Origin of the sequence: Neobacillus endophyticus (assembly GCF_013248975.1) — a bacterium.
Lineage (GTDB): Bacteria > Bacillota > Bacilli > Bacillales > Cytobacillaceae > Neobacillus > Neobacillus endophyticus.
In genome coordinates this window covers 1263381-1284590 of record NZ_JABRWH010000001.1, presented here as the reverse complement: position 1 = coordinate 1284590, position 21210 = coordinate 1263381, and the positions used below count along the sequence as shown (strand labels likewise).

Genomic DNA, 21210 nt, shown 5'->3' with positions numbered 1-21210 from the left:
CTTCATTTATTAATTATAGAGTCTTACTGAAAACTAACATCCAACTGAAACTTTCTAATGAATGGTCCCGGATCGTAAGGTGTTACGATGGCTCTTGATTCCATCTCTTAAGCAAGGCTATAAATGTATTATAGGACCATAGAGAGGAATAATTTAGTAACCAATGTCAACAGTTGACGGGTTACTTTCGTCATCATTTTATATGACTTTGGTGTATGTTCTTTGCAAGCGACTTATTATGATGATTTTAAGATAAAAACAATTTTCTAATCTTTTTACAATTGCAGAATGTAAAAGATGTAAAGTAAAAGGTGATTTAGTTAATTATGGATATTATGGTGTATAATGGACGTTGAATCTTGGGAATGAGCTGCTAATTACGGCAGCCCTTTTTTGAATTCAGTTTCTTGAAGTAGTGGTTACTATTTTTCGACGAAAGAAGATGAGAATAATGAGTGAGAAGCTCAAAATCTTTGATGAAAATAGAAAAGAAATAGGAATAGCGGAAAGAAGTGAGGTACATAAGAGGGGATATTGGCACGAAACGTTCCATTGTTGGTTTGTAAATAAAATAGACGGAATTTATTATATTTATTTTCAAATACGAAGCAATCAGAAAAAGGATTTTCCTAATCTTTTAGATATAACCGCTGCTGGACATATCATGGCTAATGAATGTGTTTCTGATGGTATTAGAGAAGTAAAAGAGGAATTAGGAGTAGAAGTTAGCATAGAGGATTTAGCCCCTTTGGGAGTAATGGAAGATCGCATCATTACGGACCGTTTCATAGATAAAGAATTCGGGCATGTATATTTATATTTTATGAAAAGTACAGAGGAGTTCCTGATAGATAGAGAAGAGGTTTCCGGAGTGGTCAAGACAAAGTTCAAAGATTTCCATCATTTGTGTTTAAGAGAAACAGAGGAAATAATCGTGGAAGGATTTGAATTGGATGAGCTTGGGGAGAAAATGCCTTTTAAAAAGCCAGTCGGTTTAGAGCAATTTGTCCCTCATCAAAAGGAGTATTTAGAAACGGTAGTAAAGTTAATCGCTAATAGGATAACAGAGGGCAAAATCTAAACTTTTGGTATGACCATTGTAATAAGGGAAGATGATCAAAAATGATAGAGATTGAAAAGCAAAAAATGAACGATGAGAAGTCTGCTATTCCCATTTCACATCAGGAGTTTATAGAACAAAAGAAACCAGCACCGATTCAAAAAAAGAAACCTCTTCCTTCACTTGAATGGTTAGTAGGGCTTATAGATATTCTAGTGGATTTTTTCACGTCGTTTTGAAACAATACAAACTTACATAATGTAGGTTATTAAAGGAAGGAGGGAGCTATCTGAAGCGTATAAAGGTAATTTTTTTATTCATTTTATTATTAACGATATCAATGGGATGTTCCAATCAGAAAACGGAGAATGTATCTTCTGCAAGCTGGGCCTACGCTTTTGTCGTCTGGAATGGATATGTATACAAAATTACTAATGAGAAGGTAGAGCAAATTGATCGGGAAATCGGAGAAGTAACCATATATTCAGACAGAGAAGGAACCTATCCAGGAAACTTCTCAAACTCCTATAAAAAAGGAACAAAATATTATTCCATAAAAGGAATTAGTTCTGATCAAGCAATCGCCATTCAAGAACAAAATGGGAAGTATTTAAAAGCAATAAGAGACCATAGATACAGAGAGCAATGATTTATTTCAGTTTGTGGAGCATTCCTTGAAGGCTCAGCTATTGCTGCTTGCTTAGAATAAAACAGTTGTATTCGTCTATAAATGGACAAATCGAAAAAATAGCCCTTGAGGAACATGCTCAAGGGCTTCCAGAACTATATGAAAAGGGGGTTAGTTGAAAAAGTTTTTCAACTTTCATGCTTGTATCATACCCAATAAAACTTAACAAATTATTAATTTATTGTTTTTTTATGGATAAGCCCAAAGCAAAACAATCGAGCATATATTCATAAAGGGTGATGAATATGGATAGATATCTTCGACAAAGTATTAAAATCAATTTTTGAAAATCGGCGAAATGGGTAATACTGCTGTTTTGCAAATTGGTACTGCTGGTACGATTAAACGAACCTCAAAACTACATGGATATTCTATAGCGGCTCCATCACCTATGCAATTAGCTCCTGCTGTTCCTTTACAATCCCCAGTACGTGTAAAGGGATAATAGCAACAATTTTATTTATAAAGCACCCATCGAATTGTTTTATACCTTCTTGCTGTCTTTTTTAAATCTCCCTAAAACAAAATCTCCAATCATATCAGCGAATCTTTTTTGAAAAATAAACCACAATTAAACTGATCTGACTACAATTCAAAATTCGAAAAAATGGCGAAATCAATTAAGTGGTTTTGCTTTATTATTTTTCGGAAAGTTTGAACCTTTCAAATAGCGGTTACGGCATATTTCGTACGGTGTTTATAAATAAAGTCTCCTGGTAAAGAGAACAATTATTAGTAGAGGATGATGATTCCGCATAAATTTTCTAACATGATTCCAAGGAGACCACCATGAAAAAGACAAAAATTACAGCAATTGTTGCCTTAGCCATTACCGTTTCTGTAAGTGCACTATTGATAGTCTTTCACTCCGCTGCCAATGGTAAACCTACTGTCAACCAAAAAAGGAATACCCTTAATTCCGTGAATATGGCCAAAAAGGAGAGGAAGGTGCCCACCGATAAACCAAAAGACATGCAAAAAAATAAACTTAGTGGGATCTCTATGAATAAAGAGAGGAACATGCCTGTCCTGCTCCATAATCTTTCGAGTAAGAGGGGTATTCCGATTCTGTTATATCATCACATCCTGAAAAGGAGCGAGAATACATTTACTAGGGACCCCGCGGTTATTAATCTGGAAGCGTTTGAAGAACAGATGAAATATTTATATGATCTGAAATACCATATTGCCACCATGGCGGAACTCGAATCCTATCTGCATGGAGGGGAAGTTCCGAATAAAACGGTAGTGATTTCTTTTGATGATGGTCTTAAAACCAATTATATTTATGCCTATCCAATTTTAAAAAAATACAATTTTAGAGCAATCAATTTTTTGATTACAGGTCGATTGGCCCAAAAACCAGTTCCTTTTCAGCCTGAAAAACTACAATACCTAAGCTGGCCAGAGGTTGATGCGATGAGAGATGTGTTTGAGTATGGCAGCCATACAAATGCACTCCATGATAAAGTACTCGGTTTCCCAGGCTTAATTGCCGAACCTGATCAAGTCATCTTAAATGATCTAACGATAAGCAAAAATCTTCTCAAAACCAATTTCTTTGCCTACCCGTTCGGTGCTTTTAATGACCGAGCCATCCGTCTGCTAAAATTGGCCGGGTATCAATACGCTTTTACAACAATTCCTGTAGACGCAAGATTCGGTGACAATCCGTATACGATAGGGAGAATCGCGATATACCCAAATACAGATCTAGATCAGTTTATAAAAATCGTCCAGACAATAAAATGATTTTTTGTTAGGGAGTTTTATAAGAAGCGAAGTGGAGAAGAAAAATCTTAAATGAGGCTAAAGAGAGTCTCTTAAAACAGAATCTATTGAAAAAAGAACATTTTTTACAAAAACTTAGGAGAAAACGAAAAGACATTGTAGGCACGCATCATTATGATGGGTGCCTTTTGGTAAACACAAAATAATTTTGGGGAAATAAGTAAAGGATGGAGGCTGGGGCAAGTTTTTTCGAGAAGGTGATTCAACTAAACAAAACATTCAGTCTGATTAATAACCTGTCTTTCAAACAAAGGGTGAATGTAAAACCTTTAATTTTTCAACATGTGTAAATCCATCTAATTGAGTTTTTATCGACATAATCACGCTTGATTCTTCCTAATCAAGCGTTTAATTAAATGTTGTCTAAAGTCTTTTAATAAGCGGACTTTACCCTTCTATACATAAAAAAATTTGTTGTGGAAAAGTAGACTTTTTATGATTTATTCACCATTCCAGATAGAAAAACTGAATACCTACAAAATATGACAGATGTATACATAATGCGATGTTAACCAAGCGTTTGATTAACTCTCAGCTGTCGCCTACTGCAACATGGTCTTTCTTTGAAAAATGAATAAAAGGATTGTCGTAATTTGTGCGACTCCGCTAAGTGATTGTTTTAATTTTATTTATTAATTAAATAATGAATCTGTTGGTAAAAGAAGGAACTTTGACTTTTACAAAGAATGTTTAAGGGTGAACTTATTTCGGAGGGGGATTCAAGGATGTCTCTCAATGTCCTGCGGAGTATGGAACAGGGGAGACCTTGCTTATCACTAATATAGAGAATGAACATCGTCTTAATTTATGGGGAGGCAGAAATGATGGCAGGATACATAGAACAAATAAGGGAACAAATCGGCAATAGCCCCATAATATTAGTTGGTTCAGCCATAATTGTTATGAATGATAAAAAAGAGATCTTATTCCAACAACGTTCCGATACAGAGGAATGGGGATTGCCAGGTGGATCAATGGAAACGGGCGAAAGTTTAGAAGAAACTGCTGAACGTGAGCTCATTGAAGAAACTGGTTTAAAGGCGAAAAAATTGAAGCTTATGGATATTTTGTCAGGAAAAGAGCTTTATTTTAAACATCCTAATGGTGATGAAGTGTATAACGTTATATGTGTTTACATGGCAGAAGGTATAAGTGGTGAGTTGGAAAAAAACGGCAGTGAAAGTTTGAATTTGAAGTATTTTTCCACCAAAGAATTGCCGCCCCACATGGATCAAAGGGCGAAGTTAATTATTGATAAATATTTCAACGAGATTTAACTTATTTGGGATATCTATCTGTTGGAAATAATAGCAAAAGGTATCCTTCTAAACTTGTTAAAGGGATTCCTTAAGTATTAGTAGCGTTTCTATAAGTAGCAGAAACACTATTTTAGAAAATGGGAAAAAATAGTATTTTATAGTATAATATTTATTGAAAATTATGGAAGGGTGAAACCGCATGAAATTATCTGTTATTAATAGTGTTCGAACTAATAATTTTAACGATCGTCTCTTAATGCAAAAGATAACAGACTTGTGGAAGGAAGCTTCTAGCCAACTAAATAGCCAAGAGATAATCGCCTATGGAGTCTATCATGATTATGAGAGCAATTATAAAGGCGATTATTCATTAAGTATTGCAATAGAAGAAAGTGAAGCAGAATCACTGCTGGAAATACCGGATAACGGAAAATATGAAATTTTTAATGTGAATACTGGAGAAGAACAAGGAATAATCAATACTTGGAAAAAGATATGGGAGCTTGAGGAGGCAGGTACGTTGGAGAGAGCCTACACATTCGATTTCGAGAAATACTTCCCCAATGGAGAAATTGAGGTTCATATAGCGATTAAATAGAATGTAAAAGAACAATAGAGGAATGGCCGAAACATAGATTACAGGTGAATGTTAGATGGTGGATTGGTTAAACTATCTCTAAATTTTGGGGATTAACTTGTTTTTCCTTCTTTGATTTTGGATCCGGAGTAAAAAGAGGATAGTATCACGAACAAAAAGGACCAATTGGTCCTTTTTGTCGTTGGTTATTATTTCCTTGCAGAATGTTTCATTCGATAAAGAATGGATGCCATTAAGTTAGCCAGTAAGAATAATGCATTACTCTGGACATTATATTGAAGTTCTAGTTCACTCGCACTCATTCTATCGTACATGTCCCCTTGACCTAACCCTTTTAACCTATTCACTTTTTCTTGTTGCTTCAAAGCAACCAAGAACCGGTATTGGAAAGGTAGAAGGATGAAGGATAATAGAATATACAAGAGAACGATACTGAAGAAAACACCAAGTAGCATGATGAAACAATCTCCCGTCAAATTTATGTAAAACCATTATACCTGCCAAAAGAGTGCCAGGCACCTAAAAGAACATGTCATGGTTCTTTCGGGTGCCTGACACCATCATTATTGAAAAGACTTAATTATACGATAAAGAACACTATGGTTTTTATCCAATGTTGATAAAAATTCATTATCTGAAGCATCGGGGCTCAAGAATTTGGTTCTATTGACTTTTTTAGCTGTGACTTTTTTGTTTACATTCCAAACTTCGGAGGTTACTTTAAGGGAGATTCCTTCTAAACCGCCATTATCTGTCGGTAACTTTCTTAATGTGATTTCGGTGAAAGATTTTCTTTCATTAAAGTTTTTATCTAGTAAAATATCAGTTTTCAAGAAGTTACTGCGATCAAATGCACCTGATTTTTTCATATCCGGAAGCTCTTGATTGAACTGATCCTTAAACTGCTGGATGAATTGCTTAAGCTGTGCTGCTGTAAATACCGTAGAATCGCCAGTCATTTTATTTAGTTCATTGACAACAGTAGCTGCTTGCTGGAGTCCGTTTTGATCATTGGCCAGATTATCAAGGAATTTTAATAGTAAACCAGGTACTTCATCTGCATATATTTCGGCATGAACTTTATGACCTGTTATTTTTTCGCCATGGACGGTATAGTGTACATTTGTTTGGACGTTAATATGATTCGGGTTTGGCAGATCCTTTACGATAGATGGCAGCAATTTGGCTTGAATACTTTGTACCATTTGTTGATTTGGTGCATCACCTTGCTGCACAGGAATGCGGATCGCTTTTGAAGCATTATCAAGCAATAATACCATCTGGGTTTTATCTGAATATAACTGGAATGGGATCTTGCCTTGTTTTAATTGAACAAAACCTCCTAATGAGACAGTATTAGCGTTTTGCATGTTTGTTTGCACTTCAAACTTCATATTATTCAATAGATTTAATAGTTTTAAAAACTGTTTATCTTTTACGTTTGCAGCCTTATAAGAAAGATTGAGTGTAGCGGTTGTATAGCTCTGAGATGACTGAACTTTTTGATTATTCAGGATCATTTGATTTAAGTTAACACCTTTTACGGAATCGCATGCAGTCATGAGTAAGATCGATGCTACAATGACTAGAAATAGTTTTTTAAACATAAAATTCCCCTTTTTTAGCCCCACATAAGCTTTTCTATTAGTCTCTGTGGAATATTTTTATCATTCTACAAGAATATAACATTTTCGATATGAAAATACCATATTAATTCCAATCGGGTCTATTAAATTTTTAATAGAAAGACATTTTCTTGACAATTTTTTTAAATCCTTACTAAAAGGAAATATTTGAATGATTGAAACCGTAATATCTGTGCATTAGAAACCGGAACCTTATGTATTGATACGTATTAAAGTTAGTTGTTGATTTGGAATAAATTGTATGACTAATTCGCTATTTAAAATGATATAGGCGGGCAGGATATCATGAAGCACGGTGATACTATTATAGAAATAATTTTTAATTCTAATAAGTTTGCAGGGATTAAGAAGGGGGTGGAATTTTTTGTATTTTTCTTTTTTCCATCTTGCAGATATCCATTACAAACAAAATAATAATCGTGACGGTAATCCAGGTTATTTTAGTAGTTCTGATCCTGTATTTTATAGGAAAAATACTTATTTATAATAGAAGGGAAAATAAAAAGACAAGTTTAATGGACAAAGTTTTGTTGATTGTCACCTTTATTTTAGTGATATACAATACATTTTCTCTAATAAAAATTTAGAACCAGTTGAGCCGAAGAAGAAGTTATTAGGAATTTATGATAAACATGAAGGTACATGTAAAATTTTATGTAATGAAGAGTATGGACAAATGAAAATCCCCCCACCGTAAATAGTGAGGGGGGAAAGATGTTAATATCCAAATGGTCCAGTTGGACAGCAAGGGTTATATGGTGCACCGCACATGGTATGAGTTTCACAGCATTCATTTACACATGATTCTGTGTGTGGGAAAAAGTGCTGATGGTGAATCATATGCTTGTTGACTGTAGTCGTATGTGATGGGTGGACATGTGTTACAACTTTATTAAACACGTTTGTTTTAACGTATTCCTGACCAGGGGAAACGAGCGGCGGATCATACTGAGCAGGAAAAACCTGCGGCGGACAATACTGTGGACATGGCTGCGGCGGACAGAATCCGCCTGGCATAGACGGCAGTTGGTTTGGCATCATATTAGGCATCGCATTTGGCATCACATTTGGTGGAAAACCGCCTAATCCCATATTTCTTTTCATAGTTAAATGACCTCCATATGAATTTGTCTTGTTACATCAACAGTTTATGTGAACCTTTGTGTATTCGGACTAGTTGTATACCTATTTTTGTCCATGTTTTTTATAGTCCCGAAGTTTTTGTGAAGTAAAACGTAAAGGCGTTAACCATTATTTTTATTGGAACGATTGTAGTTGAATTTTGTGGGAATGCTCAAGGATTACAAAAAATGAACTTTTAGTAGGCGGAAAAATATAATAGGGGGATAAAATGACTAAGATTCAGAAGAAGAAAGAGAGTTTGATTATTGTCCTACACGAAATTTATGGCATTAATCAACATATAAAGAGCTTTTGTGAAATTTTATCAGACCAGGATTATGACGTGATCTGTCCTAATTTATTAGAGCAAGACGGGCCTTTTGATTATTCTGAAGAGATGATAGCTTATCGTCATTTTATGGAAAATGTAGGGTTCATGGGTGCAGTAAAAAAAATAAAGAATCTATTATTAGATGTTAGAGTTCAATACCGCAAAATATATTTGATTGGTTTTAGTGTCGGAGCAACTGTTGCATGGGTTTGCAGTGAGGAAGAGGGGCTTAATGGAATAGTAGGCTACTATGGTTCGAGAATTAGGAGTTACAAAGAAATAGTGCCAAAATGCCCTGCTATTTTATTCTTTCCAGAACAAGAACCATCTTTTAATGTGGACGAGTTAATTTCCTATTTAAATAGAAGAAATATCGAAATACATAAACTCAATGGTCAACATGGATTTAGTGACCCGTACTCTACAAAATACAATGCTGAATCATCTCGAAGTGCCTTCAATGAAACGCTGGCTTTTTTAAAGAAATATGGTGAAAAATGAGCCTGCAGGAAAATCCTTTACTAGAAATAGATTCTCCCCCCTCTATTTAAATTGGCGGGGGGAAGCTATAAATATCGTATTATTTCTACACGATTCTTTGCATGAATACCTTTTATTTCAGCTATATTTGAGGTTTGCCTTCGATTACAGTTATGAAGCGATTATTCCAAATAGATTCATGATGATGAATGATGTCACTTGCCTTTAAAACAGGACCATTTAATGTACTATGTGTCTCTTTGAATAGAAGATTCTTTTGAAATCCTAAACTATACGCAGCCCTAATCGTTGTGTCGAGGCAAAACTCCGTCTGCGCTCCTGCAAAAATCAGTTGGTCTATTTCATTACTTTTTAAGTAAGCCAATAGCTCCGTTTGATAGAAGGAATCCCACTTTGTTTTTTGAATCACTTTATCAGAATCGGAAATAAGTAAATTTTTATGAAGCTTCCAGTCATCTTTTCCTTCATAAAGCTCGGATTCCTCCTGTTGATCGGTATGTTGAATGAAAATTACTTTTATATTTTTTTCATGAGCCTGTTTAATTAGCTTGTTAATATTACTAACTAATTGCTCCTTATTAAATAAATAGTTATGTGGTTCATTGAAAAAAACCTCCTGCATATCCACGATAATAAGAGCCTGTTTCATTCGATTACACGTCCTTCCAGTTTTATTTACTATAACAATTGACTATAAGATTCTGCAAAGAAAAAAGATCTGCTTAAATTTGGAAGATTTGGTAAATTGGAATAAAATAGAATTATAGATTGTTACTGGTGTCATATTTGGCAATTCTCTTTTGAAGGAAACATAAGATGTCGTTAGAACAAGGGCTGTTGAGGGAGCTCCATTTCTTCTTCAATTGCGCATGAAAAAATCGGATCAAACCCAAATATCATTAAAATAATAAAGGCACTTTTTTATGGGGGAGGTTTACCGATGAATGCTTATGCCGCCTTTTTCATCTTGTTCATTCCTGTTTTGCTGATTTATGGTACAATTCAATATTTTTCATTTAAAAACTGGACATCGGTATATATTGCCTTGAATGATGACAGTTATTTTCAAGCGATTAGTAAACTAAAACAGGCAGGCGTGCGGTACAAGATAAAATCTTCATTTGATCAAACTTCAACACCCATGTTCGGAGGAAACCGCCAAAGACATTACGAAATATATGTGAAGGAAAAAGATGCTCATTATGCAAGCCAACAATTGTATTCATAAATAGAACATTTGAAAATTATGGTTCGAATGTACGGACAGTTAATGTATGTTTTGAAAAATCCAGCAATGATATAAATGAGAGCAAAAGCTAATTCTATTATTTACTTTGTTCGATCGTTCACTGCTATTGCAATCTTTTTTTGTTTATACAAATGGCTATGTTAAAGGTTATTGTTACTTGGAACGAACATCAACTTCAAGTAAAAGAATCATATAACAGGAATTGAAAAAGAGGAGCGGAAAAGGATGAAGAGAAGAGAGTTACGGTTATCCTCCTTGCCAGATTTTGAACCTGATATTGGTCGATGGATGTGGTGTTTAGAAGATGTGCGGAGAACCTTATTAGAAAAAATATCAGGAATCAGCCAGGCTCATCTTGATACAAGACTAAATAACGGGCACTCCATCGGGTCGTTGATATACCACATTGCATTAATAGAAGCAGATTGGCTTTATGTAGAAATCCTAGGTTGTGAATGGGATCCAAAAATCCTCTCGTTATTTCCCCAAGAAGTACGCAATAATGATGACACTTTGACGCATATTGAGGGGCACGATTTAGAGGAGCATTTACATCGTCTAAAATCTGTCCGTGATGAATTGCTTTTCCATATTCGTTCAATGGATATAAAAACTTGGCGTGAACCAAGAGTTCTCCCTCAATACGATGTAACACCTGAGTGGGTGATCTACCATCTTATTGAACACGAATCCCATCATAGAGGCCAAATTTTTCAGATGCTTTCCATATTACAAAGTAATCTAAGCTGATTAAATGGACGATAGAAGTTAGGGGATGGTATAGGAGCGTCATTCCTTTGTTTACATGGGTCGTTTCTGTAATAAACTGAAACGCCTTTTTCACTTATCATGCAGGTAAGTAATTCTGAATAAATGGTAAAAACTGTCGGAAAATAAAGTAAAAAAACATGTGGCAAAGGATTCAATCGAATGGTAAATTTCGCTATAATGGTAATTTAAAGGGGGTGCTTACTGATGGAGAATCCTTTAAGATTGTCTGGTACTTCTTCCACTCATGCAAAGCCTAGTATTGGAAAGGCGATACTTTGCATGGGGCGAAACATTTAATTTTATCGCTGAACAAGCTTTTCTAATATTTTGGCTTTGCACCTTATTTTTTTCAAAATCAAAATAAGGGGCGGGCAAAATGAAATATATGAATGCAAGCGAAGTTTTACCTGAGAATCTAATTTTGGAAATCCAAAAGTATGTTCAGGGGAAAACGCTGTATATTCCTAAACCGGAAACGGAGTATCGGAAATGGGGAACTTCAAGTGGCGGAAGAAGGCTACTTGATCGCCGTAATGAGGCCATTAGAAATTCTTTTATAAGTGGCAGCAGTATCGAGCAATTAGCTAACGAATATTACCTCTCCACCGAAACCATTAAGAAAATTGTTTATTCACATAAAAAGTAGGTAAGAAGCACTGATGAAAAATCGTTCATCAGTGCTTTTTTATGTAAAAAACGTTTCTAAGTCATTTTCTCCATATTAGAAGTTTGCTGCATTTTTTAAAATAAAGGTAAAGTGACCTCAGTAAACATGATGGGAGAGACATGTAATGTCCGAAAAATTTATTAAAAATGAACAGTTGAATTTTATAAATAAACAGATTGCTTTAATTAAGGATAGCAGCAAAAAGAATGTACCTCCGACCGTTTTAGCTGCTGTGATTGACTTAGCTCATACCAAAATCTTGGACCTCTTTCCAAATGCATCAGTGGATCAACAGGAAATGCTGGATCTTTCCAAACTGAAAACAGATGATGAGTTTGAGCGATATATCCAGCGTCTTTCGACCTTTTTGCTGCCTTTTCCAAAAGTCACCGAGCAGCAACTGAAAAAGATGTTTCCGAAGAATAAGAAATTAAAGCTGCCGGATTTATCGAAAATAGACCACAGCCAGCTGACCTACTTAAGCTGGAACGACCTTGGGTCCAATAAAAAATTTATTGTATATGAGCTGGAGGGGAAAATCGTCGGCATTGAATGTAAATTTTCCCCCACTAGTAAAACTAATATATGTTCCATCTGTAATAGCTTTGGTGACGTCGCCTACTTCTCCACCGTCACAAAAGCGAAAAAAGCCAAAAACCCGGATTATTACAAAGCCATCGGCAACCTAATTTGCGCCGACAGCAGCGAATGCAATAAAAAAATAACCAACGTCCAATACCTAACCACCTTTCTAAAAGAATCACTGGGAATGTGAAAATTTCACATGGTGCCTGACACCATTGTGGATAACTAGACAAGGATGGGGCAAACTGGTGTTAAATTCTTGATAAAGGTGAATTTAGAAAATGAGGCCGTTGGTTAGCGAGGATGAGATTAGAAGTTCGGATCGGTTTTTTCAAAGGATTCATCGAGTAGAGGCGGAGTATGCCGCTTATTGGAGGGAGCATACTTTGTGGCACTGGGAGTTTTGGCTTTCAGTAGCTTTAGCGATTATTCCTTGGTTTGTTTGGTTGATACTGCGGAAGCGTGGAAGTGAGGCAAGGTTGCTGTTAGCTGGGATTTTTGGTTTAAGTATAGCTTCTTGGTTAGATTTTTTGGGATTAGTATTTGGGTTATGGCATTATTCGGGTAGAGTATTGCCTACCATTCCAGCGTTTTTTCCTTGGGATTTTACTTTAGTTCCCGTCACACTCATGCTTTGGCTGCAATTTAAACCAACTGTTCATCCCTTTTTAAAAGCCATCATTTATGCAGCTTTAACTTCTTTTATAGGTGAGCCTTTATTTGAATGGATTGGATTTTATTCTACGATTAAGTGGAATGTATTTTATTCCTTTCCAATTTATATGGCTATTTATCTGCTTGCTTATCGGATTAGTAAGGCTAAATCATTTGATCCTTTGTAATTCCGAATACATTATGAAATTCATTAGGTAATGAAGTTCGAAAAAAATCTTTAGAACATTTGCATGAGCAATAAGATGGTAATGGATCCGAATATTAATAGCTCGTTAAACGGACGGTCACTATTATGAAGGTGGGGATTGCAGAGGCAATCCCTTTTTCATGACAATAAGGAGAATATTAGTTAAAATAAGGGTGTAGTGACTTATATTGGTAATTTCGTAATAAAATAAGGAGAGATATGATGAGTAATTCTGAAATCTGGAATAATGTAGACCTTTATTTTAACGATAAGCTCCATACGTCTGATTCTATTATGAATTCCATATTGAAAGCTAATTCCGAAGCACATTTACCTGCCATTGATGTTACTCCAAACCAAGGGAAGTTTCTTTATTTACTAGCGAAGCTTAAAAATGCAAAAAATATTTTGGAAATTGGTACTCTTGGGGGCTTTAGCAGCGTGTGGCTTGGAAGGGCATTGCCGGAAGACGGGCATCTCATCACACTGGAATACGAAAAGAAACATGCGAAAGTGGCAAAAGAAAATATTAAATTAGCGGGATTAGAAAATAAAATTGAGGTTATTGTAGGACCTGCACTTGAAACATTACCAACCCTTAAAGAAAAAGGAATCTCTTTCTTTGATTTGATCTTTATTGATGCGGATAAGCCCAACAATCCACACTATTTAAAATGGGCATTGGAATATTCCAGACCAGGAACAGTAATCATTGGCGATAATGTGGTTCGTGATGGGCGGGTGGTGGATGAGAAGAGTCAAGATGCAGGTGTTCAAGGAATACGGCAATTTATTGAGTTGTTATCTGAGGAATCACGGATTGAATCGACTGCCATTCAAACTGTAGGAACAAAAGGATACGATGGATTTGTCATTGGGGTTGTAATAGAGTAGTTGCAGGGCCTCCTAATCCTGTTCAACCAATGAGTATCCTTCACAAAGTGCATATCTCTATATCAAAACGAATCTATGATAAAGAACGTATAAATTTTTACTATAATAAGGGTTGTTATACTTCCTTTATGAATAATAGGAGTCAGATATTTGCAATTTGGGATGGCTGAGCAATCTTTATTTTTTAAAACTAACGGTTGAGGATTTAAATAAGTGAATCTGGCTTACATGGTAGGAGGAAAGAGGCTAATACAGCCTCTTTTTTGTGTTTCATTTCATCTTGGAAATGGGGACCTTAAAGATATATAACATAAAAATTGTTGCTATGATTGACAAACCATAGGCGAGTAAAGGTTTGCTGTAATGTAATCGAACCATTAAAAAAATCGCGATATTGAAGATTATAGACCATCCAAGCGTCCAACCATTCTGGTACGAAAATTGCCCTAGTTTTAAGCTGATCCATTCAAAGAGGGACCACAAAACAACCCATAGAAGGACCCACAGGATGCCCCTAATGAAGGTCTTGGGAAAACGTCCTAAATAAATAAGTACCATACACGGATAGGCAATAAACATGACAAAAACGTTTATTAGGGTGTGATTCGGTTGGAACGTGGTATGTGTATAGGTCCATAGCGAGTGATTGTAAGTAAGGAAGTTATATAATAGGTCACACACAATCATATAAAGGATCGTGGTATGGTAAATCCTCCAATTACGCCAGTCCCCCCAGCGCCACGCTACATAAATGTTAGTTAATGTAACCGCAATGTTAAACACGTATCATCCGCCTATTCCTTTGTTGAGGTTCATTTTTGGATTAGTAATATTTAATATAACCATTAATTTGAAAGTAAACGCATTTTGTATGCGTTTCTGAAATAACAGGTAAGGTAGGATTATTGAGAAATATTGACTAGAAATCGTCCGGATGGTAAATATTAGGGGTATTTGTATGTTTTTCGTGTGCTTTTTTCCTTTTATCCCTATCACTCAAAACAATTCCATTAAATGTAGCCTATGCTATTTGGTCAGGGCTAGGTACAGTTGCGACAGTGATCATATCCATTTTGATTTGGAAAGAAAGAATAACGATTGGAAGTGTGATAGGGATATTATTGATCATTACTGGAGTCATTGTATTAAACATTTGGAGTCCGCTGCACAACTCCTCACATGATGCGTCGTATTCTAAGACGGTGCAAAGTGAAAAAAACATGTAAGTAGTCAGGAAAAATGCCTTTTCCTTTTGTTACGGGTTCCTATAAGGGAGCAGGAGAACTGCTTCTTACTATTGAACCAAGAACGGCATCCCTTTTTCATCAAATGCATGCTTATAGTCAAACGCAAAGGGAGTGGGTCCGTGCTGAATATAATAGTTGTATCGCTTGAAGGCCTCTTGCCAGGATACATCCTTCACCTTCTCTGCCCACCACAATATATAGGTGGGTTGTTTCTCTTGATGAGATTCAATCCACTTGTTTCTGTCTCGTAAGGCCTGCTTATGTTGACCGGAATAGGTAAAACGATATAAAGATTGAAGGTTTTTCCAAACGGTTAGTGTAAGAATCGGAGAACCCTCTCCTTTGATCGTTTCCTCAGGGAATGGCACACCATCAGGTGAAAACACCTCTATAAGATGCCCTGATTTAATAGCCTGTTGAATTACTTCGTTGCCCACTTCAAAAAACTCACGCGAGGCAGGATGTTCATACGGATGTTTTAGTCTGCCAACAGTATAGATTGCAACAAAAGCCATAATTATCTCCTCGTTTCCGCTTTTTACCTACATATATTCGAGAAAAACTGGTCTAATTCCTGTTGAACAGATTAGGTGAACCGGACCTTATGGAGATGTTATACCCCTTGTCATTTTGTTAATGGGAACAAAACTTATTGGAACACTTCTGGGACAATTTCTAAATTACCTTGCAGCTCGAATGATTTCCTTTTGCTATTCATATGTTACAAGATGGAATAATGGGGATCTTCTGAAAAAATGAAGAAGGAAAAAAGCATTCAACTGTTCTTGAATGCTTTTTTCCTTCTTTTATTTAGCATGAATGACTTGGACGCGTCCGATCTGTCCATCTGTTAGCCTGACTTTTATACCGTGGGGATGGGTGCTCGAATTGGTGAGAATATCCTTCACAATGCCCCTGGTAAGCTTTCCAGTTTTTTGATCTGCTTTTAAAACAATTTCAACTTCCAAGCCAGGAAAAACGTCTTTCCGATTTTGTCCGTTCATTAGACACCCATTTTTCTGCGGGTATTGCTTGCTTTTTTCGTTTGCTGACTTTTCATTTTTTGAGTTGAAAGGTCGGCATTTGCTTTTCCTTTACCAGCGGCGGCCTGATTCTTTTTCCTTTCAAGCTGCTGCTTCATTGCCTCTTGCAGGCTAATTTTCTTTTTTGGTGCTTCGGATTGATTATTCTCAGTCATTTGTGATTTCTCCTTTTGAATAGCATAGTTATTCCAGTATAATCTATTTTCCCTTATTTGTGAAAGGCGCTATTTTCGTATTGGTCTGAGGAACAGGATTGTACATAAGTGAAAACGAAAATTTTGGTATAAAACCAAGGGAATACATGATACGATTAGTGTAAATTTACACTACATAGATTCTGTGTAAGGAGGGTTTGATATAAAGAAAATCATTTTCGTGATACTCTCACTTGTTGTTTTTGTATTTTTGGTTTCATATGCTGTTTTTAAGTATTCGCTAACCCACTATATGGATGACCTGTATCAGGGAAATACGATCCAAGATGTAGGCAGACTTCTTCCAACGAAAATAGAGCGGATTGAAAAAGGGAAAGAAGTAGAACAGATTGTTAATATCCTGAAAAACGCCAAAAGAGATGGATTAAAAGTTAGCATAGCGGGTAAAAGGCACTCCCAGGGTGGGCATACCTATTACCCAGACGGCGTTGTTTTGGATATGACAAGTTTTAATAGAATACTAGGAATCGATAAAAAAAGAAAAACCATTCATGTCCAAAGCGGGGCAACTTGGGATGACATTCAAAAAGCCCTTGCTCCGGAAGGTCTCGCTGTAAAAGTCATGCAAAGCCAGAATATTTTCACCGTCGGTGGAGCAATCAGTGTAAATGTGCATGGTAGGGATATCAAAAACGAATCCCTAGGTCATTCTATCAATTGGTTCCACCTATTGCTTCCTAATGGAAAAATCGAGAAGGTTGACCGAAAAAGCAACCCGGAATTATTTAAGGATGTATTAGGGGGATATGGTCTATTTGGTGTCATATTAGACGTGGAATTGCAAGTAACAGATGATGAGGTGTATAAGATCCGTACGAAAAAAGTGAGCGTGGATGAATTCCCGAGTTATGTCCATTCCTTAAGGGAGAACCCCAATGTGAAGATGGCTTATGCGCGTATTTCGGTTGCACCTAAAACATTGATGGACAGCATGTTTGTCGTCGAATACCATACAACTAAACAACCTCTGACAGGAAACTTTCGTAAATTGAAAGATGACCAGCAGCCATTTTTGACCTACTCATTACTAAATTTATCGCGCAAGACCAGCTTCGGGAAGGACCTGCTTTGGTACTTGCAGGAAAGATACTTCCTATCTCTTGATAAAAGCTTGATATCAAGAAACAATGCCATGCGTTCGGAAAGCGATTTTCTGCTTTATAAGAACCAAAAGGACACCGACACACTGCAGGAATTTTTCATACCAATCGATGAGTATCCTTCCTATGTCAAAGACATCCAAGCGTTTCTGAAAAAAGATGATATTAATCTGCTTAACTTCACGATTCGTTATGTATCCAAAGACGATTCATCGATGCTGTCCTATGCCAAGACCGATATGATCGCCCTTGTGGCATTATTCAACCATGGAAAACAAAAACATGATGTTGAAAAATCCCAAAAATCGATTCAAAAGATGATTGATATCACCTTGAAACACAACGGTACCTTTTATTTACCTTACTACCCTTACGCCACTAAAAAACAGTTGCTTGAGTCCTATCCTAACTTTGACGAATTTGTAAAAGAAAAGGAAAAATACGACCCGAATGAGTATATGACAAGTCTTTTTTTTGAGAGGTACCGCAAGTGAAAAGCAAACTGTTGATACGGGGAAGCGTCCTGGTTATTCAGACGGCGATCTTTCCCTACTATCTTTTATTTTTAAAAAATATAGGAGAAACCTATAGCGCGTTCTCTTTGCTATATGCTTTATTCGCATTATCATCAGCAGCCTGTTTCTATGCTTTAACCTGGATTCCTCATCAAATTCCGATGAATAGAATGTATAGCATATCGTTGTTTGGGCTAGGTGTATCCATGATTTCGGTGCCACTTGCTGTGAATATATTCCATGTTTCCTTGATTCAATGCTTTATGGGGATCTTCCAAGCGCTATATAAATTATCGGAAAAAGAATTTGATAAAAAAGACAAGCTAAGCTGGAGAAAGGAAAATATCCATCAGTTCATTTTGCAGTTAATCATCGTGGCCAGCATCCTTGGTGCAGGGTTTATATTTGACTGGTTTTCAGTTCACATGCTGTTTTATCTAGCCGGAGCATGGTACATGGTGAATTCTTGGCTGGCATTAAAAAGAAACAGAGCAAAATAGCATGATTTGAATGAAAGTGTTTCGAAGAGGGAAGGGTAGTAATAAAAAGGAATAAATGATGGCAGGTCTTATTATTGCAATTATAATTCTTAATTTCGTTGCTTTTAGAACTAATAAGAGGTTATCGAAAAACCAAATTATTCATATTTGGGCTTTTACAACTGTATTCCAAGATTCATTTGATCTTTTTGTTGACTATAAATACCAGGGTTATTGGTACTTTACAAAAGATGTAGATTGGCAAGCAGTTCCGGCACATTTTGCAATCGTCCCCCCCGTTAACATGATGTTTTTAAACTGGTTCCCTTTTAATAGTGCGTTGCTTAAACAAATTTTGTACTTTATTTGCTGGGATATAGGTACAGTAACGTATGAGTTCATTACCATGCTTCCTGAACCATGGGGATACTTTCATTATGGATGGTGGAAATGGTGGTATTCAGCCATGATCAATCCTATGCTTTTGCTAATCCTAATAGGGTATTACAGATGGATCTGTCAGGTGGAAGATGATCTACTAAACGGAAAAAAGAATAAATAAGATTTTGCAAATAGGAAGCAAAACAATCCGAATAGTAATAGGAGGCGGAAAGGCTATTGGTCATAACCTTGACCAATAGCCTTTATTTTTTAATTTAAGCGGATTTCCTCTTTGCGCTGCTCTTCGTTGTACACTGCATCCAATAACGCAGCGTTTATGCCGTTCAAAAATGCCAGAGCACTCGCTTTAATAATATCAGTATCCATGGCTCGGCCGGAGTAGGTTTTCCCTTTATATTCAATTTTAATATTCACTCGGCCCACAGCTTCTTTCCCTCTGGATATGCTATTAATTTTGTAATGCTGCAAATGAACGTCAAGTTTGGTCAATGTTTTGATTACACTGTAAAGGGCATCAATCGGTCCATCACCAACGGCGCTTCCCTTAATGATCTCGTCTCCCATTCTTAATTTTGCGGCTGCAGTAGGATAAAGATCATTCGTAACAACTTGGAATGACAACAATTCATACAGCTGGTTTTGGCTTGTAGAATGTTCACGATAACCGGTGACTAAGTAGAAGACATCATGATCATACACTTCTTTCTTTAAGTCGGCTAATTCCAGGAATTTCTGGAACAACTGTTCAAACTCAGCGTCATCGTTCAAGCTGAAGCCCATCCTTTCAACAGCATTCTTAAAGGCATGCCTGCCGGAACGGGCAGTTAAGATCAGCTCCATGCTATCTGCTCCCACTTCCTCGGGAGACATGATTTCATATACTTGTTTATCTTTCAGCAAGCCGTCCTGGTGAATACCAGAAGAGTGAGCGAAGGCATTTTCACCGGTGATGGCTTTATTTACCTGTACATCCAGTCCTGTCAAATGGGTTAGGAGTTTGGACGTATTAAGAAGCTCGGTTGTTTTTATATTCGTCATACATTGATATACATCTTCTCTTACTTTTAGAGCCATAACCACTTCCTCGAGGGAGGTGTTTCCTGCGCGTTCCCCCAGTCCATTAATCGTGCATTCTATTTTATCCGCCCCATTCTTGATGGCACTGAGCGTATTAGCAGTGGCCAGACCTAGGTCATTATGGCAGTGAACGCTGAGAATGACATTGTCATTTATGTTCTTTAAGCGATAGTTAATTCTTCGGATTAAATCACCGAACTCCCCCGGTTCAGCATATCCCACTGTATCAGGGATATTGATAATGGTAGCTCCGGCTTTCACCACGGCTTCTATGGTTTTCCATAGATAATCAAAATCGGATCTGGATGCATCCTCTGTGGAATACTGGACATGCGGCAACAGCGTTTTGGCATACTTGACTGCATCGACACCCATTTGCAGGACGGCATCTTTAGAGCGGTTAAACTTTTTCTCTACATGGATGTTCGAGGAGCCCAATACAATGTGAATGAACGGATCTTGTGCGATTCGGATACTTTCATATACGGCATCGATATCCGCCTTCACTGCTCTTGCTAAAGCTGTTATGGATATATGATCGCCAACTGAGCGGGAGATTTCCTGAACAGCCTGAAAGTCTCCTTTTGAAGATGCGGGAAAACCTGCTTCAATAATGTCTACATGGAGGCGCTCCAACTGTCGGGCAAACTCAATCTTTTGATTCACATTCAATTTTGCACCTGGAACTTGTTCCCCGTCACGTAATGTAGTGTCAAGCACAATGATGTTTCTTTTCATTTAATCATTCCTCCTCCATTTGTTTCGGGCAGATGAGACCCAGAATTTAAACAACAAAAAACCCCGTCTCTGCAATAGAGACGAGGATTAGCCCGCGGTACCACTCTAATTCATTTCAAATGTTGAAAATGATCTCATTCGATGGCCATTACCATCTATCCATATAACGGCGGAAGCACGGTTTACCCTACATTGTCAGGCAACTGTTCATAGGTGAGTTCAAAGGTCTCGACCTGCCGCTTTGCACCAACCAGCGGTTCTCTAATAGGTCTCAACACTTCTACTATTCCTAATCAACACATTTGAATATGTAATTTATGGTAATTATAAAAATTATATAGGGCTGTGTCAATATAAAAAGTGACTTTTC

General features: G+C 36.7%; 27 protein-coding genes and 1 other annotated feature. Of the genes, 18 read left to right on the top strand and 9 right to left on the bottom strand.

Annotated elements, in window-relative coordinates:
* Positions 1 to 451 precede the first annotated feature (451 nt).
* From HPT25_RS06200 to HPT25_RS06170, 7 genes are all read left to right on the top strand, one after another.
* Positions 452 to 1081: an NUDIX hydrolase gene (locus tag HPT25_RS06200; protein ID WP_173061480.1), complete on the top strand. Its 630-nt coding sequence runs from the start codon at positions 452 to 454 to the stop codon at positions 1079 to 1081.
* Positions 1082 to 1122: 41 nt separating this feature from the next.
* Positions 1123 to 1299 (top strand): hypothetical protein, encoded by a 177-nt coding sequence (locus HPT25_RS06195; protein ID WP_173061477.1) that lies wholly within the window; start codon positions 1123 to 1125, stop codon positions 1297 to 1299.
* Positions 1300 to 1400: 101 nt separating this feature from the next.
* The gene (locus HPT25_RS06190; RefSeq protein WP_173061475.1) at positions 1401 to 1709 is read left to right on the top strand and encodes a hypothetical protein; all 309 of its coding nucleotides are present in this window, start codon (positions 1401 to 1403) and stop codon (positions 1707 to 1709) included.
* Positions 1710 to 2046: 337 nt separating this feature from the next.
* Positions 2047 to 2193, top strand: a complete 147-nt coding sequence (locus HPT25_RS06185; protein ID WP_246277154.1) for a hypothetical protein — start codon at positions 2047 to 2049, stop codon at positions 2191 to 2193.
* 344 nt (positions 2194 to 2537) lie between these two features.
* Positions 2538 to 3500: a polysaccharide deacetylase family protein gene (locus HPT25_RS06180; RefSeq protein ID WP_173061472.1), complete on the top strand. Its 963-nt coding sequence runs from the start codon at positions 2538 to 2540 to the stop codon at positions 3498 to 3500.
* An 863-nt stretch (positions 3501 to 4363) separates the two neighbouring features.
* Positions 4364 to 4816 carry an NUDIX hydrolase gene (locus HPT25_RS06175; RefSeq protein ID WP_173070934.1) on the top strand — a complete coding sequence of 151 codons (453 nt, stop codon included), beginning with the start codon at positions 4364 to 4366 and terminating at the stop codon, positions 4814 to 4816.
* Positions 4817 to 4997: 181 nt separating this feature from the next.
* Complete coding sequence (locus HPT25_RS06170) at positions 4998 to 5396, top strand: GyrI-like domain-containing protein (RefSeq protein ID WP_173061469.1); 399 nt, start codon at positions 4998 to 5000, stop codon at positions 5394 to 5396.
* Positions 5397 to 5584: 188 nt separating this feature from the next.
* On the opposite strand, the gene HPT25_RS06165 is transcribed toward HPT25_RS06170, so the two are convergent.
* The 3 genes from HPT25_RS06165 to HPT25_RS06155 all read right to left on the bottom strand — a co-directional run bounded on the left by HPT25_RS06165 (position 5585) and on the right by HPT25_RS06155 (position 8146).
* A complete protein-coding gene (locus HPT25_RS06165; protein ID WP_173061466.1) occupies positions 5585 to 5851 on the bottom strand; it encodes a DUF3949 domain-containing protein in 267 nt (88 codons plus the stop codon).
* A 108-nt stretch (positions 5852 to 5959) separates the two neighbouring features.
* Positions 5960 to 7003: a hypothetical protein gene (locus tag HPT25_RS06160; protein WP_173061463.1), complete on the bottom strand. Its 1044-nt coding sequence runs from the start codon at positions 7001 to 7003 to the stop codon at positions 5960 to 5962.
* A 756-nt stretch (positions 7004 to 7759) separates the two neighbouring features.
* On the bottom strand, positions 7760 to 8146 hold the full coding sequence (locus HPT25_RS06155; RefSeq protein ID WP_376767910.1) for a CotD family spore coat protein: 387 nt from the start codon (positions 8144 to 8146) through the stop codon (positions 7760 to 7762).
* Positions 8147 to 8393: 247 nt separating this feature from the next.
* Between HPT25_RS06155 and HPT25_RS06150 the strand changes: the two genes are divergently transcribed.
* Complete coding sequence (locus HPT25_RS06150) at positions 8394 to 8996, top strand: dienelactone hydrolase family protein (RefSeq protein ID WP_173061460.1); 603 nt, start codon at positions 8394 to 8396, stop codon at positions 8994 to 8996.
* 121 nt (positions 8997 to 9117) lie between these two features.
* Here the strand turns inward: HPT25_RS06150 and HPT25_RS06145 are convergent, their stop codons facing one another.
* Complete coding sequence (locus HPT25_RS06145; protein ID WP_173061457.1) at positions 9118 to 9645, bottom strand: cysteine hydrolase family protein; 528 nt, start codon at positions 9643 to 9645, stop codon at positions 9118 to 9120.
* A gap of 291 nt (positions 9646 to 9936) precedes the next feature.
* Between HPT25_RS06145 and HPT25_RS06140 the strand changes: the two genes are divergently transcribed.
* The 6 genes from HPT25_RS06140 (at position 9937) to HPT25_RS06115 (ending at position 14024) form a co-directional block, all read left to right on the top strand.
* Positions 9937 to 10224, top strand: coding sequence for a hypothetical protein (locus tag HPT25_RS06140; RefSeq protein ID WP_173061454.1), 288 nt, complete (start codon positions 9937 to 9939; stop codon positions 10222 to 10224).
* Positions 10225 to 10470: 246 nt separating this feature from the next.
* Positions 10471 to 10995 (top strand): DinB family protein, encoded by a 525-nt coding sequence (locus tag HPT25_RS06135; protein ID WP_173061450.1) that lies wholly within the window; start codon positions 10471 to 10473, stop codon positions 10993 to 10995.
* A 397-nt stretch (positions 10996 to 11392) separates the two neighbouring features.
* The gene (locus HPT25_RS06130) at positions 11393 to 11662 is read left to right on the top strand and encodes a CD3324 family protein (RefSeq protein WP_173061447.1); all 270 of its coding nucleotides are present in this window, start codon (positions 11393 to 11395) and stop codon (positions 11660 to 11662) included.
* Positions 11663 to 11807: 145 nt separating this feature from the next.
* Positions 11808 to 12458 carry a FusB/FusC family EF-G-binding protein gene (locus HPT25_RS06125; RefSeq protein ID WP_173061444.1) on the top strand — a complete coding sequence of 217 codons (651 nt, stop codon included), beginning with the start codon at positions 11808 to 11810 and terminating at the stop codon, positions 12456 to 12458.
* A gap of 91 nt (positions 12459 to 12549) precedes the next feature.
* Entirely contained in the window at positions 12550 to 13110 is a 561-nt protein-coding gene (locus tag HPT25_RS06120; protein WP_173061441.1) for a CBO0543 family protein, read from the top strand.
* A 242-nt stretch (positions 13111 to 13352) separates the two neighbouring features.
* On the top strand, positions 13353 to 14024 hold the full coding sequence (locus tag HPT25_RS06115) for an O-methyltransferase (protein WP_173061438.1): 672 nt from the start codon (positions 13353 to 13355) through the stop codon (positions 14022 to 14024).
* Positions 14025 to 14294: 270 nt separating this feature from the next.
* Here HPT25_RS06115 and HPT25_RS29335 read toward each other — a convergent pair whose 3' ends face one another.
* Positions 14295 to 14807: a CBO0543 family protein gene (locus HPT25_RS29335; RefSeq protein ID WP_376767909.1), complete on the bottom strand. Its 513-nt coding sequence runs from the start codon at positions 14805 to 14807 to the stop codon at positions 14295 to 14297.
* Between the two features lie 158 nt (positions 14808 to 14965).
* Here HPT25_RS29335 and HPT25_RS06110 point away from each other — a divergent pair, with 158 nt between their 5' ends.
* Positions 14966 to 15250, top strand: a complete 285-nt coding sequence (locus tag HPT25_RS06110) for a DMT family transporter (protein ID WP_173070931.1) — start codon at positions 14966 to 14968, stop codon at positions 15248 to 15250.
* Between the two features lie 68 nt (positions 15251 to 15318).
* Here HPT25_RS06110 and HPT25_RS06105 read toward each other — a convergent pair whose 3' ends face one another.
* The 3 genes from HPT25_RS06105 to HPT25_RS06095 all read right to left on the bottom strand — a co-directional run bounded on the left by HPT25_RS06105 (position 15319) and on the right by HPT25_RS06095 (position 16469).
* Positions 15319 to 15786, bottom strand: a complete 468-nt coding sequence (locus tag HPT25_RS06105; protein WP_173061433.1) for a DUF3291 domain-containing protein — start codon at positions 15784 to 15786, stop codon at positions 15319 to 15321.
* A 291-nt stretch (positions 15787 to 16077) separates the two neighbouring features.
* A complete protein-coding gene (locus HPT25_RS06100) occupies positions 16078 to 16275 on the bottom strand; it encodes a YwbE family protein (protein WP_173061430.1) in 198 nt (65 codons plus the stop codon).
* Positions 16275 to 16469, bottom strand: a complete 195-nt coding sequence (locus HPT25_RS06095) for a hypothetical protein (protein WP_173061428.1) — start codon at positions 16467 to 16469, stop codon at positions 16275 to 16277. Before HPT25_RS06095 ends, HPT25_RS06100 begins: the two co-directional genes overlap by 1 nt.
* A gap of 292 nt (positions 16470 to 16761) precedes the next feature.
* Between HPT25_RS06095 and HPT25_RS06090 the strand changes: the two genes are divergently transcribed.
* From HPT25_RS06090 to HPT25_RS06080, 3 genes are read left to right on the top strand one after another with little or no spacing between them, the layout of a single operon-like run.
* Positions 16762 to 18123, top strand: coding sequence for an FAD-binding oxidoreductase (locus HPT25_RS06090; RefSeq protein ID WP_217269643.1), 1362 nt, complete (start codon positions 16762 to 16764; stop codon positions 18121 to 18123).
* Positions 18120 to 18644, top strand: coding sequence for a hypothetical protein (locus HPT25_RS06085; RefSeq protein WP_173061424.1), 525 nt, complete (start codon positions 18120 to 18122; stop codon positions 18642 to 18644). Before HPT25_RS06090 ends, HPT25_RS06085 begins: the two co-directional genes overlap by 4 nt.
* Positions 18645 to 18702: 58 nt before the next feature.
* Positions 18703 to 19185 (top strand): hypothetical protein, encoded by a 483-nt coding sequence (locus tag HPT25_RS06080; protein ID WP_173070929.1) that lies wholly within the window; start codon positions 18703 to 18705, stop codon positions 19183 to 19185.
* Positions 19186 to 19274: 89 nt separating this feature from the next.
* Here the strand turns inward: HPT25_RS06080 and HPT25_RS06075 are convergent, their stop codons facing one another.
* Positions 19275 to 20840 (bottom strand): 2-isopropylmalate synthase, encoded by a 1566-nt coding sequence (locus HPT25_RS06075; protein WP_173061421.1) that lies wholly within the window; start codon positions 20838 to 20840, stop codon positions 19275 to 19277.
* 73 nt (positions 20841 to 20913) lie between these two features.
* Positions 20914 to 21146 (bottom strand) — a binding site (T-box leader).
* Positions 21147 to 21210: the final 64 nt, after the last annotated feature.